Source organism: Phenylobacterium terrae, assembly GCF_042681205.1.
GTDB classification, from domain to species: Bacteria; Pseudomonadota; Alphaproteobacteria; order Caulobacterales; family Caulobacteraceae; genus Phenylobacterium; species Phenylobacterium terrae.
Genome location: NZ_JBHUEY010000006.1, coordinates 57173 through 71146 on the forward strand (window position 1 = coordinate 57173; position 13974 = coordinate 71146).

The following is a 13974-nucleotide window of genomic DNA, read 5'->3' on the forward strand; positions in this document are numbered from 1 at the left end:
CACAACGCGGCAAACTAGCGTGCGGCCCTGCGCCCGGCTATGCCTGAGCCATGCCGCGTCTCGCCACAGCCCTCGATCCCCACGGCGAGGTCTTCAAGTCCAACGAAGCCGTCAACCGGGCGCTCGTCGCACAGCTGCGCGAGCGCACGGCCCAGGCGGCGCTGGGCGGGCCGGAGGCTTCGCGCCAGCGCCACGCCGCACGCGGCAAGCTGTTGCCGCGCGAGCGGGTGATGCGCCTGATCGACCCCGGCTCGCCGTTCCTGGAGATCGGCGCCCTGACAGCCTACGGCCTCTACGACGGCGAGGCGCCGGCCGCCGGGCTGATCGCCGGGATCGGCCGGATCGCCGGGCGCGAGACGATGATCCTGGCCAACGACGCGACGGTGAAGGGCGGCGTCTACTTCCCGATGACGGTGAAGAAGCACCTGCGGGCCCAGGAGATCGCCCTGCAGAACCGGCTGCCCTGCGTCTACCTGGTGGATTCCGGCGGGGCCAACCTGCCGCACCAGGCCGAGGTGTTCCCGGACCGCGACCACTTCGGGCGCATCTTCTTCAACCAGGCGCAGATGAGCGCGGCGGGCATCGCCCAGATCGCCTGCGTGATGGGCTCGTGCACGGCCGGCGGCGCCTACGTCCCGGCGATGAGCGACGAGACGGTCATTGTCCGGGGGCAGGGGACCATCTTCCTGGGCGGGCCGCCGCTGGTGAAGGCGGCCACCGGCGAGGTGATCAGCGCCGAGGAGTTGGGCGGCGCCGACACCCACGGCCGCCGCTCCGGCGTGGTCGACCACGTGGCGGCCGACGACGAGCACGCGCTGACGATCGTCCGGTCCATCGTCGCGGGCCTGAACACCACCAAGCAGGTGGACCTGACGCTGGCCGAGCCCCGGCCGCCGGCCTACGACCCGGAAGAGCTCTACGGCGTGATCCCCACGGACGTTCGGGCCCCCTACGACGTGCGCGAGGTGATCGCCCGCATCGTCGACGGCTCGGAGTTCGACGAATTCAAGGCGCTCTACGGGACCACCCTGGTCTGCGGCTTCGCGCGGATCTGGGGCTACCCGGTGGCGATCCTGGCCAACAACGGCGTGCTGTTCTCGGAGAGCGCCCTCAAGGGGGCGCACTTCATCGAGCTCGCCTGCCAGCGGCGGATCCCGCTCGTCTTCCTGCAGAACATCTCCGGCTTCATGGTCGGCGGGAAGTACGAGGCCGGCGGCATCGCCAAGGACGGGGCCAAGCTGGTCACCGCCGTCGCCTGCGCCGCCGTGCCGAAGTTCACCGTGCTGATCGGCGGCTCGTTCGGGGCCGGCAACTACGGCATGTGCGGGCGGGCCTATTCGCCGAGGTTCCTGTGGACCTGGCCCAACAGCCGCATCTCGGTGATGGGCGGCGAGCAGGCCGCGAGCGTCCTGGCCACCGTCCGCCGCGACGGCCTGGAAGCGCGCGGCGAGACCTGGCCGGCCGAAGAGGAAGAGGCCTTCAAGGCCCCGATCCGCGAGCGCTACGAGGCGGAGGGCGATCCCTACTTCGCCACCGCCCGCCTGTGGGACGACGGGATCATCGATCCGGCCCAGACGCGCGACGTGCTGGGCCTGTCCATCTCCGCGGCGCTGAACGCGCCGGTCCCGGAGACGAAGTTCGGCGTTTTCCGGATGTGATCGCCTGCGCCGCAGGGTGTAAGGCGTAACAGACGTAACAAGAGGGGCCTGGCATGGCGAACGAGATCACCTCGAAATTCGTGCAGGGCGTCGACTCCGGCCCGCCGGGGCTGGTGGAGATGGAAGACACCGCCGAGGGCGTGGTGGTTGTGACCCTCAACCGGCCGGAGCGGAAGAACGCCTTCAACGCCGAGCTGATCGCCGCCATGGCCGAGGCGTTCGAGACGCTGCGGGTCGCCGAGCACGTGCGCGTGGTCTTCCTGCGCGGCGCGGGCGGGACCTTCAGCGCCGGGGCGGACCTGGACTGGATGCGCGAGGCGGCCGACCGCAACGAGGCCGACAACCGCGACGACGCCCTGCAGATGGCCAAGATGCTCAAGGCGCTGTGGGACATCCCGGCCCTGACCTGCGCCCTGATCGAGGGCGGCGCGTTCGGCGGCGGCGCGGGCCTGGCGGCGACCTGCGACCTGGCGATCGCCACCGAGGACGCCAAGTTCAGCTTCTCCGAGGTGCGGCTCGGGCTCGTGCCGGCGACCATCAGCCCCTACGTCGTGCAGGCCATCGGGCCGCGGCACGCGCGGGCCCTGTTCGCCACGGGCCTGGTGTTCAACGCCCGCTACGCCCGCGAAATCGGCCTGATCACCGAGGCGGTCGCCGACGTGCAGGAGCTGGACGCGGCCATGGAGCGGGTGGCCGACCAGATCATGGCCTGCGCGCCCGGCGCAGTGGCCGATTCCAAGCGGCTGGTCGCCGACGTCCTGGGCCACGCCATCGACAACCGGCTGCTGGACATGACCGCCCGCCGCATCGCCGCCGCCCGGGTGGGCGAGGAAGGGCAGGAGGGGGTGCGGGCCTTCCTGGAGCGGCGCAAGCCGTCCTGGGCGGCCGGCGAATGATCCGGCGGCTGCTGGTCGCCAACCGGGGGGAGATCGCGCGCCGCATCTTCCGCACCGCGCGGCGGATGGGGATCGGCACGGTGGCGGTCTGCTCCGAGGCGGATGTGGGCGCGCCGCACGCGCTGGAGGCGGACCGCGCGATCCTGATCGGCCCGGCGCCGGTGCGCGAGAGTTACCTCCTCACGGAACGCATCCTGGCTGCGGCCAAGGCGGCCGAGGCGGACGCGGTGCATCCCGGGTACGGCTTCCTCTCCGAGAACGCCGAGTTCGCCGAGCAGGTGATCGCCGCGGGGCTGACGTGGGTCGGCCCGCCGCCGTCCGCCATCCGGGCCATGGGCCTGAAGGACGCGGCCAAGACGCTGATGGCGCAGGCCGGCGTGCCGGTGACGCCGGGCTACCTGGGCGAGGACCAGAGCCCCGAGCGGCTGGCCAGCGAGGCCGCGGCGATCGGCTATCCGGTGCTGATCAAGGCGGTGGCCGGCGGCGGCGGCAAGGGCATGCGCAAGGTCGACCGGGCGGAGGACTTCGCCGCGGCCCTGGCGGCCGCAAAGCGCGAGGCGGCCGGGGCGTTCGGCGATGAGCGGGTGCTGCTGGAGACCTACGTCTCGCGCCCTCGGCACATCGAGGTGCAGGTGTTCGGCGACAGCCACGGCAACATCGTCCACCTGTTCGAGCGCGACTGCTCGCTGCAGCGCCGGCACCAGAAGGTGATCGAGGAGGCTCCCGCGCCCGGATTGCACGAGGCCACGCGCGAGGCCATCTGCGCCGCCGCCGTCCGCGCCGCCCAGGCGGTGGGCTACGTCGGCGCGGGGACGGTGGAGTTCATCGCCGACGCCTCGGCCGGGCTCACCGCCGAGCGCATCTGGTTCATGGAGATGAACACCCGGCTGCAGGTGGAGCATCCGGTCACCGAAGCGATCACCGGGCTGGACCTGGTGGAATGGCAGCTGCGCGTCGCCGCCGGCGAGCCGCTGCCGCTGCGGCAGGGGGAGATCGCCATGAGCGGCCATGCGGTCGAGGCGCGGCTCTACGCCGAGACGCCGGCGAGCGGCTTCCTGCCGGCCACCGGCCCGATCGAGCACCTGCGCTGGCCGACGAGCGTGCGGGTCGATGCGGGCGTTGAGGAGGGCGGGGCGGTGACGCCCTACTACGATCCGATGGTCGCCAAGCTGATCGCCCACGAGGCGACGCGCGAGGCGGCGCTGGCGGCGCTGGGCGAGGCCTGCGACGAGCTGGAGATCTGGCCGCTGAAGACCAACGCCTGCTTCCTCGCCCGCTGCCTCGAGGAGCCGGACTTCATCGCCGGCGACGTGGACACCGGCTTCATCGAGCGGCGCCTGGAGGCGCTGACCGCACGGCCCGATCCGTCGCCCTCGGCGCTGTCGGCGGCCGCCGAGGCGGCGCTGCTGGAGTCCGAGGACTTCGACCCCGAGCCCGCCTCGCCCTGGCGCGAGCTGGTCGGCTTCCGCCTGAACGCCGCGCCGGAGCGCAGCGTGCGCCTCTACCTCGGCGAGGCCGGCCACGCCGCGCCCCTGCACGTGGAGAGCGCTTCGCCCCGCAGCGTGCTGCTGACCGAGGACGGCGAGGTGGTGGTGTTCGAAAGCGGCGAGGCCTTCGCCTTCACCACCCGACCCCCGCCGCCCCTGGGCGGAGAAGCCGGCGGGGGCGACGCCACCGTCCGCGCGCCGATGCCCGGCAAGGTCGCCGCCATCCCCGTCGCAGAAGGCGAGGCGGTGAGCCGCGGCCAGTCCCTGGTCACCCTCGAGGCCATGAAGATGGAGCACGCGCTCGCCGCGCCCTTCGACGGGGAGGTGGAGGCGGTGCTGGTGAAGGCCGGCGACCAGGTGAGCGAAGGCGCCGCACTTCTCAGGCTGAAGGCGCCGGCGTAGAGGCGAGGTCATGCCGGTCCACATGATCAAGCTCTGCGTGGGCGCGAACACCATCGAGGACCTGCTCGAATGGCGCAAAAGCCATGCCGCGCCGGGCGAGCCGTGGATCCTGCGCACGCGGATGACGCCGAAGCGGGCGCCCGAGATGATCGACGGCGGCTCGGTCTATCGGGTGTTCAAGGGCGTCATCCTCTGCCGCCAGAGGATCGTCGACATCCGCACCGTCGGCGAGGGCGTGACCGCCCGCTGCGAGGTGGTGCTGGACGAAGAGGTGGTGCGCGTCGCCCCAACCCCGCGGCGGGCCTTCCAGGGCTGGCGCTACCTGGAGCCCAACGACGCCCCGCCGGACCTGGCCGAAGCCGGCGCCGAGGAGATCCCGCCGGAACTCGCCCGCGAGCTGCGGCTGCTCGGGGCGTGGTGAGCAAGCGCGCCTCCCGCAGGGTTCGGCCCACGGCAGATGCGTTTGGTGACAGGTAGCGCCTGGGGCGCAACCAGTCACCGAGCAGCGCCTTGCGGTTACGGGTTGGGCGAAGCCCTGCCTGTCACCCCGCTCAGACCCCCAGGTTGTCGATGAGGCGGGTCTTGCCGAGGAAGGCGGCGGCGAGGATGCGCTTGTCGCGGGACGAGCCTTCCTCGAGCCGGGCCAGGGTCTCGGCGTCGCGGACTTCGAAATAGTCGATGGGGGCGAAGCCGGCGCGTTCCAGCGCGGCGCGGCCGGTGGCCTCCACGCGCTCGATGGAGTCGCCCTCGCGCAGGCGGCGGGCGGCCTCGGCCAGGGCCTGGTGCAGGCGGGGCGCGATCTGGCGTTCTTCCTGCGAGAGGTAGGCGTTGCGGGAGGAGAGGGCGAGGCCGTCCTCGGCTCTAGCGGTGGGGGCGCCGACGATCTCCACCGGCAGGTCCAGGTCGCGGACCAGCCGGCGGATGACCTGGAGCTGCTGGTAGTCCTTCTCGCCGAAGACGGCCACGTCGGGCGCGGCCTGGATCAGCAGCTTGGAGACCACCGTGGCGACGCCGGCGAAATGGCCGGGGCGGGCGGCGCCGTCCAGGGGCTCGGACACGCCCGAAACCGTGACGGTGGTGGAGAAGCCGGGCGCGTACATCTCCTCGACCCCCGGCGCGAACAGCAGGTCGCAGTCGGCCCCGGCCAGCAGCTCGGCGTCGCGGGTCTCGGTGCGTGGATAGCGGGCGAAGTCCTCGTTGGGCCCGAACTGGGTCGGATTGACGAACACCGAGGCGACCACGTGGTCGGCGTGGCGGCGGGCCAGGGCGACCAGCGACAGGTGCCCTTCGTGCAGGGCGCCCATGGTGGGAACCAGGGCCACCTTCTGGCCGGCGCGCTTCCAGCCGGAGACGACGGCGCGCAAATCCTTGACGGTGCGGACGGTCGGGAGCGGGGGGCTCGGCATGGATCCGGCTTATGGCCGAGGCCGGGCGCAGCGTCCATGGGCCGCGGGCGGCGAAGCGCCCGTTGACGCTGGCCCCGGAAGGGAGTCTCGTCCCGGCTCAGACTCGGACTACAGCAACGCCCAAGGGGTCGGGGGATCGAACGCGCCATGTCACAGGCCAAGGTCATCGTCGTCGGCAACGAGAAGGGCGGCGCGGGCAAATCGACCATCGCCATTCACCTGGCGACGGCGCTGCTGCACGGGGGCGTGCGGCTGGGCGTCCTGGACCTCGATTTGCGCCAGCAGTCGATGGCCCACTTCTTCGCCAACCGGGCCGCCTGGCTGAAGGCGAACGGCAAGGACGCGCCGATGCCGGTGGCCATGCCGCTGGGCGGCGACGGGCCCAAGCTCGCCAAGCTGTCCGACGAACAGGCCGTCGCCCGCCTGACCGAAGCCTTCGAGGCCGCCGCCGCCGAGGCCGACGTGGTGCTGATCGACACCCCCGGTGGCGACACCGCCACCTCGCGCACGGCCCACGGCCTGGCGGACCTGATCGTCACGCCGATGAACGACAGCTTCGTCGACTTCGACATGCTGGGCGTGGTCGATCCCGTGAGCCTCGAGGTGAAGCGGCCGAGCCTCTATTCCGAGACGGTGTGGAACAGCCGCAAGATGCGGGCGGCCAGCCAGGGCCGGTCGATCGACTGGGTGGTGCTGCGCAACCGCCTGGCGCCCACCGAGGCGCGCAACCGCAAGCGGGTGGACGAGCGGGTGCAGGCGCTGGCCAAGCGGATCGGCTTCCGCGTCGGGCCCGGCCTGCGCGATCGGGTCATCTACCGCGAGCTCTTTCCCTTCGGCCTGACCATCGCCGACCTTTCCACCGACATCCGGCCGATCCCCGTCTCGCTGCAGCACGTCGCCGCCCGCCAGGAGCTGCGCAGCCTGTCCAGCTTCCTGGGCCTCTCCGAGCTGACCGGCGGGCGGCTGCTGGCCGCCGAGTGAGCTACCTCGCCATCGGGGCGGCGGCGCTGGCCCTGATCCTGTGGCTGAGCCGCGGCCGGCCGATTCTCAAGCGCGCCGAGTGGCGCATCGCCGCCGCCGCCATCGCGCTCGCCGCCTTCGCCGGCGCCGCCTACGTCGGCGTGCGCGGCGGCTGGGGCTCGGCCATCGTGCTGGTGGTGGTGGGTTTGTGGCTGCTCGTCTCGGCCCGGCGCACGGGCCTGGGCCCCGGGACCGCGGCCAAGGGCGGGCAGATGAGCGCGGCCGAGGCCCGCTCCATCCTCGGCGTCGGCCCCGAGGCGACGCCCGCCGAGATCCTCGCCGCCCACAAGCGCCTGATGACCATGGCCCACCCCGACAAGGGCGGCACCAGCGGCCTCGCGGCCCAGCTGAACGCGGCGCGGGATCGGCTGCTGAGGAAGTAGGGGTGTGGCCCTACCTCCCGCCGCTGCGCGGGGGAGGTCGGCGCCGCGCTTTGCCGACAAAGAAAAACCCCCGCCGAAGCGGGGGTGAAGCGGGTGTGGACCCAACTCTACGCGACGGACTGAACTAGCTCGGCTTGATGACCAGGCAGGGCTGCTTCTTGGCCTGCAGCTCGCGGCAGGCGGCTTTGGCGTTGGCCTCGGTCAGACCGGTGAACTGGGCGCGGTAGCGGCCGCCGCCGGCCGTCGTGATCCCGTTGGCGGCGGTGAACGGCGCGCCGTAGCGCTTCTTCACGTGGGCGAGTTGCTCCTGCGCGTCGGACTTCTTCTTGAAGGCGCCGACCTGGACCGTCCACTTGCCTTTGGCGGAGCTGGTCTTCGGCTCGTCCTTCTTCTTCGCGGGCTTGGCGGCCGCCGCCTTGGGCTGCGGCGTCGCCGAGGCGAGCACGATCTTCAGGCCGTCCTGGTCGGTGTCGCCCTGTTCCACCGACGGGCGGGTGAGGGGGCCGGAGGGCTCCGGCTCGAACAGGTTCTGGGCGACGGTGATCTGCTCGCCGAGCGCACGGCGGCGCAGCACCGAGAAGCCGGTCAGCATCAGGTCTTCGGCGTTGTTGTCCCGCGCCGCGCCGGAGGGGCCGCCGAGGACGATGGTGATCAGCCGGCGGCCGTCCTGCACGCCCGAGACGGCGATGTTGTAGCCGGACGCGTTGGTGAAGCCGGTCTTGATGCCGTCCACGCCCGGGACCCGGCCGAGCAGGCGGTTGTGCGAGCGGATGTTCTGGCCGCGGAACTCGAACGAGCGGGTGGAGAACAGCTTGTAGTACTGCGGGTAGTCGCGCATCACCGCGCGCGACAGGATGGCCAGGTCGCGGGCGGTGGTCAGCTGACGGCTGTCCGGCAGGCCCGAGGCGTTGGCGAAGTGGGTGTTGTCCATCCCCAGTTCCTTCGCCCGCAGGGTCATCAGCGCGGCGAAGCGGGACTCGGTGCCGCCGATGTGCTCGGCCAGGGCGACGGCGATGTCGTTGGCGGACTTGGTGGCCAGCGCCTTCATGGCGTCGTCGACGCTGATCGAATCGCCGGGGCGCAGGCCCAGCTTGGTCGGCGACTGGGCGGCGGCGCGCGGCGAGATCACCACCCGGTCGTCCAGCTTCAGCTTGCCCGCGGCCAGCTGCTCCATGACCAGATAAAGCGTCATGACCTTGGTGATCGAGGCGGGATAGCGGGGGCTGTCCGCCCGCTTCGCGTAGAGGACCTCGCCGGTCTTCGCGTCCACCACGATGGCCGCGTACTTGGGGGTCTGGGTCCAGCCGCTCGGCGCGGCCTGTGCGGGTGCCGGGAGGGTCGTTCCACTCAGCGCGACCGAGAGCGCGAGGCCAACGGAAAGCAACAGGCGGCGGGCGGGCTGGGTCATGCGCTTCGTCCGTCGAATCAACTGGTTAAGGGCTCTGACGCCCGCGAAGCCTGTAGCATGACCGATCGTGGTTTATGGGGGGTTAAACAGTCGCGTTACTGGTCCGATTTGTCGCAGTCCAGCCTGGAACTGTTTCGGGGGCGCCGCAAGCGCGAAGCTTACGCGAGGGCAGGTGGCATTGTGCAGTGCACAAAAACCCCTTGACTGCTGCACTGCAGCATGAGATTACACCGGTATGGCGAACGTATCTCGCCTCGAACCCATCACTGCGGCTCCCCCCGCCGCCCGACGAACCCGGAGCTAGACCTTATGGCCGCCGCCGAGACCATCAATTCGACTGTCGAGAAGTTCACCGCCGCTGGCAACCAGGCGTTCAAGGACGCCATGGAGAAGACGCTGGCCGCGATCAACGAAGCCAGCGCCTATTCGCGCCAGAACCTCGAGGCCGTGATCGCCTCGGCGACCGCCGCCGCGAAGGGCGCCGAAGCGCTCAACGCCCAGGCCGCCGCCTTCGCCAAGACCTCGGTCGAGAACCAGGTCGCCGCCGCCAAGTCGCTGGCTTCGGCCAAGAGCGTGCAGGAAGTGGTCGAACTGCAGACCACCTTCGCCCGCACCGCCCTCGAGACCTACCTCGCCGAGCTGAACCGCTGGGGCGAGACCGTCACCGCCTCGGTGAAGGATTCGGTCCAGCCGCTGAACGAGCGCGTGACCGCCACGGTCGAGCGCATCCAGGCGGCCCGCTAAGGCGGCCGACGAGCTCTCTCAGTCGCGCACCCTCCCTCTCCAGTCGCGCGAATGACCCGAAGGCCCGGACCGGCGACGGTCCGGGCCTTTTCTCGTTTTGAGCCGGCCGCAGGCTGCTGCTAGCTTGCCGCCATGTCGCAGGTGGAACAGCGTCTCGCCGCCCTCGGGCTGGAACTGCCCAATCCCGTCGCCCCGGTCGCCAACTATGTGCCGTTCGTGCGCATCGGCGAGCTGGTGCACATCTCAGGACAGGTGTCGGTGGACGCCTCAGGCGGGGTGCGCGGCACGGTCGGCGCCGACGTCGACATGGATACGGCGGTGAAGGCCGCCCAGCTGTGCGGCCTCAACCTGATCGCCCAGATGCGCGCGGCCTGCGAGGGGGACCTGGACCGGGTGGTCCGGGTGGTGAAACTCGGCGGGTTCGTGCAGGCCGCCCAGGACTTTTCCGCCATCCCTCAGGTGGTGAACGGCGCCTCCGACCTGATGGTCGAGGCGTTCGGCGACCTGGGCCGGCACGCGCGTTCGGCCGTGGGCGTCTACCGGCTGCCGATGGGCTTCGCCGTCGAGGTCGATGCGGTGGTGGCGGTGAGGTGAAGGCCAGGTTCGGCGAGGCCTGGGAGCTGCTCTTCCACCCGCCGGTGGCCCACCGCGGGCTGTGGTCCAAGGACGGCCCGCCGGAGAACTCCCTGGGCGCCTTCCAGGCCGCCTGCGCCGCCGGCTACGGCATCGAGCTCGACGTCCAGCTGTCGGCCGACGGCGAGGCGATGGTCTTCCACGACGAGGACCTGCAGCGGATGTGCGGCGTGCCCGGCCGGATCGGCGACCGCACCGCGGCGGAGCTTTCCGAGCTGAAGCTGGCCGGGACGGATGAGAGGATCCCGACCCTGGTGGAGGCCATGGCGGTGATCGGCCGCCGGGCCATGGTGCACGTGGAGCTGAAGACGCCCTACGGCGCCGTCGGTCCGCTGGAGCAGCGGGTGCACGACATCCTCATCGACCACAACGGCCCGGTCTGCGTGATCGGCTTCAATCCCTATTCCCACGCCTGGTTCGCGGACCGGCACCCGACTTTCCTGCGCGGCCTGGACAGCTACAGCTACAATCGTGCGCCGCACCTCAGCGAGGGCCAGCGCCAGGCCTTCGCCCGGCTGGAGCACGTGGAGATCGCCCGCCCGCACTTCCTGGCGCTGGGGATCGACATGCTGCCCTGCGCCCGCGCCGACGCCCTGCGCGAGAAGGGGATGCCGGTGGTGGCCTGGACGGTCCGAGATCCGTCGCAATGGTCGGCCATCAAGGACCATTGCGACAACCTCATCTTCGAGGGCTTTCACCCGTGAAGCTGAAGCCGGCGGTTCGGGTCTGCCGCCGCATTTCCGAGATCGGCAAGACGGGGTGGGACGCCTGCGCGGCGAACCCGGCCTACCTGGGCAACCCCTTCGTGCTCTACGACTTCCTGGACGCACTGGAGTCGGCGAACTGCGCCGTCGAGCGCACCGGGTGGGGGCCGCAGCACCTGGCGGTCGAGGACGAGGCGGGCGAGGTCGCGGCGGTGATGCCGCTCTACCTGAAGTCGCACAGCCAGGGGGAATACATCTTCGACCACGCCTGGGCCGACGCCTACGAGCGGGCGGGCGGGCGCTACTACCCCAAGCTGCTGTCGGCGGCGCCGTTCACGCCGGCCACGGGGCCGCGCCTGCTGGTGCGGCCGGACGTCGATGCCGACGAGGCGCGCAGCTACCTGGTCGGCGGGGCGCTGAGCCTGTGCGAGCGCTATGGGACCTCGTCCTTCCACGTGAACTTCCCGACGGAGGACGAGTGGCGGTGGATGGGGGCCCAGGGCATGGCCCTGCGCCAGGGCCAGCAGTACCACTGGAACAACGCCGGCTACGCGGACTTCGAGGGGTTCCTGGGCGCGCTGTCGTCGGGCCGGCGCAAGACCATCCGGCGCGAGCGGCGCGAGGCGCAGGCGGGGCTGGAGATCGCCTGCCTGACCGGCAAGGACCTGACCGAGGATCACTGGGACGCCTTCTTCGCCTTCTACATGGACACCGGCTCGCGCAAGTGGGGCCGGCCCTACCTGACGCGGGCCTTTTTCTCCGAGCTCGGCGAGCGGATGGCCGACCGGGTGCTGCTGGTGATGGCGAGGCGCGGCGGCCAGTGGATCGCCGGGGCGCTCAACCTGATCGGCGATGAGGCGCTCTACGGCCGCAACTGGGGCTGCATCGAGGACGTGCCCTTCCTGCACTTCGAGCTTTGCTACTACCAGGCCATCGAGTGGGCGATCGGCCGGGGCCTGAAGCGGGTGGAGGCCGGCGCCCAGGGCCAGCACAAGATCGCCCGCGGCTACCTGCCCACCCCCGTCTACTCGGCCCACTACATCGCCGACCCGGCCCTGCGCGGGCCCGTCGAGCGGTTCGTCGAGCAGGAGCGGTCGATGCTCCAGGGCGAGATGGAGTGGCTGAGCGAGGAGTATTCGCCGTTCCGGCAGGCGGCTGGTTCCTAGACCTCTCCCCGCGCCGCGGGGAGAGGGTAGGGTGAGGGGCCGCTGACTCGACGCAGGCGGAGGCGCCGGGCCTCCCTCTCCCAACCCTTTCCCTCCGCAGGCGGAGGGAAAGGTCTTAAGGCTCCTACGACCCCTCCCACGCCCGTCGCAGAAGCTCGCGCAGGCCTTCGTCCACCTCCGTCGAACTGGAGAGCTCCAGCCGCGCCTTCAGCCGCTCCGACCAGCCGTCGTTCTTCGGGCCCGAGAGCCGCGGGTCGGCGTCCGGGGTGAGCGCCAGGCCCAGCGCCGCCTTGCCGCCCTTCAGCGGGCGGAGGGCGGCGAAGGCGACGTTGCGGGAGAAGACGGTGAAGCCCTTGCGCTGGCCGACCACGACGCCGTCCAGGGCGCTCGCGGCCCGCTCCACGGCCTCCAGGATCGCGGTCGAGGCCGGATCGGTCCACAGCTTGGCCCGCAGGGCCTCCGGCTGGTCCCAGCGGTCCTCGGACGGGAAGGCCTGGGAGAGGACGTAGGACGCCCGGTTGACGCCCAGCCCGTGGTGTTCCTTGAGCCACTTCTGGCGCGCCTTGGGCTTCGTCTCCGGGCAGGTGCGGGCGATGGCGACCCACTCGTCGATGGTCTTGCCGGTGTCGCGCTCCAGGCTCGCCTGCACCGAGGCGAACCACTTCTGCTGGCGTTCGGTGAGCCCGGATTCTGCCGCCACGTTCCACCCGCCGGAGCGATTTGCTACGACAGCCCTCCACCAGATCGCGGAGCTGTCGGATGAGCTTGGACGGGACCTACGACGAGGGCAACATCTTCGCCAAGATCCTGCGCGGCGAGATGCCGTCGGCCAAGGTGTTCGAGGACGACCACGTCTTCGCCTTCATGGACGTCTTCCCGCAGTCCAAGGGCCACACCTTGGTGATCCCCAAGCACTCGCGGGCCCGCAACCTGCTGGAGGAGGAGCCGCAGGTGCTCTCCCATCTGATCCTGGGCGTGCAGCGGGTGGCGCGGGCGGTGCGGGCGGCGCTGCAGCCGGACGGCATCGTCATCACCCAGTTCAACGGCGCCCCGGCCGGCCAGACCGTCTACCACCTGCACATCCACATCATCCCGCGCTGGGAAGGCGTGCCGATGGGCCGCCACGCCTCGGGCGGCATGGCCGATCCCAAGGAGCTGGCGGCCCTGGCCGAGCAGATCGCGGCGAAGATCAGCTAGCTCGGGCTGGCGAGCTTCATCAGCACCAGCCCGCTGACGATCAGCACCGCGGCGAGGACCCGCATCGGGCTGAGCGACTCGCCCAGCACCGCCACGCCGACGACAAAGGCGCCGACCGCGCCGATGCCGGTCCAGACGGTGTAGGCGGTGCCGAGCGGCAGCGCCTTCATTGAATAGGAAAGCAGCGCGAAGCTGGCGAACATCGTCGCGAAGGTGATGATGGTGGGCGTCACGCGCGTGAAGCCGTCGGACTGCTTCATGAAGAAGGCCCAGACGACTTCCAGCAGGCCGGCGAAGAAGAGGGATATCCAGGCCACGGCAGGCCCTCCTTGTGACAAAGGGCCGGGCCGTCCCGGACTTCTGCCCTCGGGGAGAGGGGGAGGACGTGGCCTCGCGGCGGGTCAGATAGGCAAGACGGACGCAGGAGGCAACCGGATGAGCGACGAGCTGTCGCCGCGACTGAGGGCGATCGTCGAGGCGCTGCCGCTGCGCCCGGGGATGCGGGTGCTGGAGATCGGCTGCGGGCCAGGGGCGGCGGCGCGAGAGGTCGCCCGGCGCATCGGCGGCGGCCATGTGCTGGCCATCGACCGCTCCGCCAAGGCCATCGCCCAGGCCCGCGCCGGCTGCGCGGCGGAGATCGCCGCCGGCCGGCTCAGCGTCCGCCAGTCCGCCGTGGAGAGCTTCGAGCTCGCGCCGGGCGAAGCGCCCTACGACCTCGCCTTTGCGGTGCGCGTCGGCGCCCTGGACGGCCGCCACCCGCAGCTCGAGGCGCAGGCGCTGGCGCGGATCGCGGCGGCGCTGCGGCCGGACGGGCGGCTCTACATCGACGGCGGCGATCCGCTGAAGGAGATCCCGCTGCCCCGCTGAGGC

Annotated in this window: 16 protein-coding genes; 12 read left to right on the plus strand and 4 right to left on the minus strand. The window is 71.2% G+C overall.

The genetic code is table 11. The features are described from left to right. Positions 1 to 50: 50 nt before the first annotated feature. From ACFSC0_RS14620 to ACFSC0_RS14635, 4 genes are read left to right on the plus strand one after another with little or no spacing between them, the layout of a single operon-like run. Entirely contained in the window at positions 51 to 1658 is a 1608-nt protein-coding gene (locus tag ACFSC0_RS14620; protein ID WP_377280776.1) for a carboxyl transferase domain-containing protein, read from the plus strand. 53 nt (positions 1659 to 1711) lie between these two features. After that, a complete protein-coding gene (locus tag ACFSC0_RS14625; RefSeq protein ID WP_377280777.1) occupies positions 1712 to 2554 on the plus strand; it encodes an enoyl-CoA hydratase-related protein in 843 nt (280 codons plus the stop codon). After that, entirely contained in the window at positions 2551 to 4443 is a 1893-nt protein-coding gene (locus ACFSC0_RS14630) for an ATP-binding protein (protein ID WP_377280778.1), read from the plus strand. Before ACFSC0_RS14625 ends, ACFSC0_RS14630 begins: the two co-directional genes overlap by 4 nt. 10 nt (positions 4444 to 4453) lie before the next feature. After that, on the plus strand, positions 4454 to 4864 hold the full coding sequence (locus ACFSC0_RS14635; RefSeq protein ID WP_377280779.1) for a DUF1489 family protein: 411 nt from the start codon (positions 4454 to 4456) through the stop codon (positions 4862 to 4864). Between the two features lie 130 nt (positions 4865 to 4994). On the opposite strand, the gene panC is transcribed toward ACFSC0_RS14635, so the two are convergent. Further along, positions 4995 to 5849 carry a pantoate--beta-alanine ligase gene (panC, locus tag ACFSC0_RS14640; RefSeq protein WP_377280780.1) on the minus strand — a complete coding sequence of 285 codons (855 nt, stop codon included), beginning with the start codon at positions 5847 to 5849 and terminating at the stop codon, positions 4995 to 4997. Positions 5850 to 5996: 147 nt separating this feature from the next. On the opposite strand from panC, the gene ACFSC0_RS14645 reads away from it, so the two are divergent. Then, complete coding sequence (locus tag ACFSC0_RS14645) at positions 5997 to 6830, plus strand: division plane positioning ATPase MipZ (protein ID WP_377280781.1); 834 nt, start codon at positions 5997 to 5999, stop codon at positions 6828 to 6830. Next, the gene (locus tag ACFSC0_RS14650; protein WP_377280782.1) at positions 6827 to 7252 is read left to right on the plus strand and encodes a J domain-containing protein; all 426 of its coding nucleotides are present in this window, start codon (positions 6827 to 6829) and stop codon (positions 7250 to 7252) included. Before ACFSC0_RS14645 ends, ACFSC0_RS14650 begins: the two co-directional genes overlap by 4 nt. Before the next feature lie 124 nt (positions 7253 to 7376). On the opposite strand, the gene ACFSC0_RS14655 is transcribed toward ACFSC0_RS14650, so the two are convergent. Next, a complete protein-coding gene (locus tag ACFSC0_RS14655; RefSeq protein WP_377280783.1) occupies positions 7377 to 8660 on the minus strand; it encodes a D-alanyl-D-alanine carboxypeptidase in 1284 nt (427 codons plus the stop codon). A gap of 309 nt (positions 8661 to 8969) precedes the next feature. Between ACFSC0_RS14655 and phaP the strand changes: the two genes are divergently transcribed. From phaP to ACFSC0_RS14675, 4 genes are all read left to right on the plus strand, one after another. After that, complete coding sequence (phaP, locus tag ACFSC0_RS14660) at positions 8970 to 9404, plus strand: TIGR01841 family phasin (RefSeq protein ID WP_377280784.1); 435 nt, start codon at positions 8970 to 8972, stop codon at positions 9402 to 9404. Positions 9405 to 9536: 132 nt separating this feature from the next. Next, positions 9537 to 9998, plus strand: a complete 462-nt coding sequence (locus ACFSC0_RS14665; protein ID WP_377280785.1) for a RidA family protein — start codon at positions 9537 to 9539, stop codon at positions 9996 to 9998. Then, positions 9995 to 10741, plus strand: coding sequence for a glycerophosphodiester phosphodiesterase (locus ACFSC0_RS14670; RefSeq protein WP_377280786.1), 747 nt, complete (start codon positions 9995 to 9997; stop codon positions 10739 to 10741). The genes ACFSC0_RS14665 and ACFSC0_RS14670 overlap by 4 nt, the downstream gene beginning before the upstream one ends. Next, positions 10738 to 11907 (plus strand): GNAT family N-acetyltransferase, encoded by a 1170-nt coding sequence (locus ACFSC0_RS14675; protein WP_377280787.1) that lies wholly within the window; start codon positions 10738 to 10740, stop codon positions 11905 to 11907. Before ACFSC0_RS14670 ends, ACFSC0_RS14675 begins: the two co-directional genes overlap by 4 nt. Positions 11908 to 12031: 124 nt before the next feature. Here ACFSC0_RS14675 and ACFSC0_RS14680 read toward each other — a convergent pair whose 3' ends face one another. Next, complete coding sequence (locus ACFSC0_RS14680) at positions 12032 to 12607, minus strand: DUF4287 domain-containing protein (RefSeq protein WP_377280788.1); 576 nt, start codon at positions 12605 to 12607, stop codon at positions 12032 to 12034. Positions 12608 to 12666: 59 nt separating this feature from the next. Between ACFSC0_RS14680 and ACFSC0_RS14685 the strand changes: the two genes are divergently transcribed. Beyond that, on the plus strand, positions 12667 to 13104 hold the full coding sequence (locus ACFSC0_RS14685) for an HIT family protein (protein ID WP_377280789.1): 438 nt from the start codon (positions 12667 to 12669) through the stop codon (positions 13102 to 13104). Here ACFSC0_RS14685 and ACFSC0_RS14690 read toward each other — a convergent pair. Then, positions 13101 to 13421 (minus strand): DMT family transporter, encoded by a 321-nt coding sequence (locus ACFSC0_RS14690; protein ID WP_377280790.1) that lies wholly within the window; start codon positions 13419 to 13421, stop codon positions 13101 to 13103. The genes ACFSC0_RS14685 and ACFSC0_RS14690 overlap by 4 nt on opposite strands. Before the next feature lie 118 nt (positions 13422 to 13539). Here ACFSC0_RS14690 and ACFSC0_RS14695 point away from each other — a divergent pair, with 118 nt between their 5' ends. Further along, a complete protein-coding gene (locus ACFSC0_RS14695) occupies positions 13540 to 13971 on the plus strand; it encodes an SAM-dependent methyltransferase (RefSeq protein WP_377280791.1) in 432 nt (143 codons plus the stop codon). Positions 13972 to 13974: the final 3 nt, after the last annotated feature.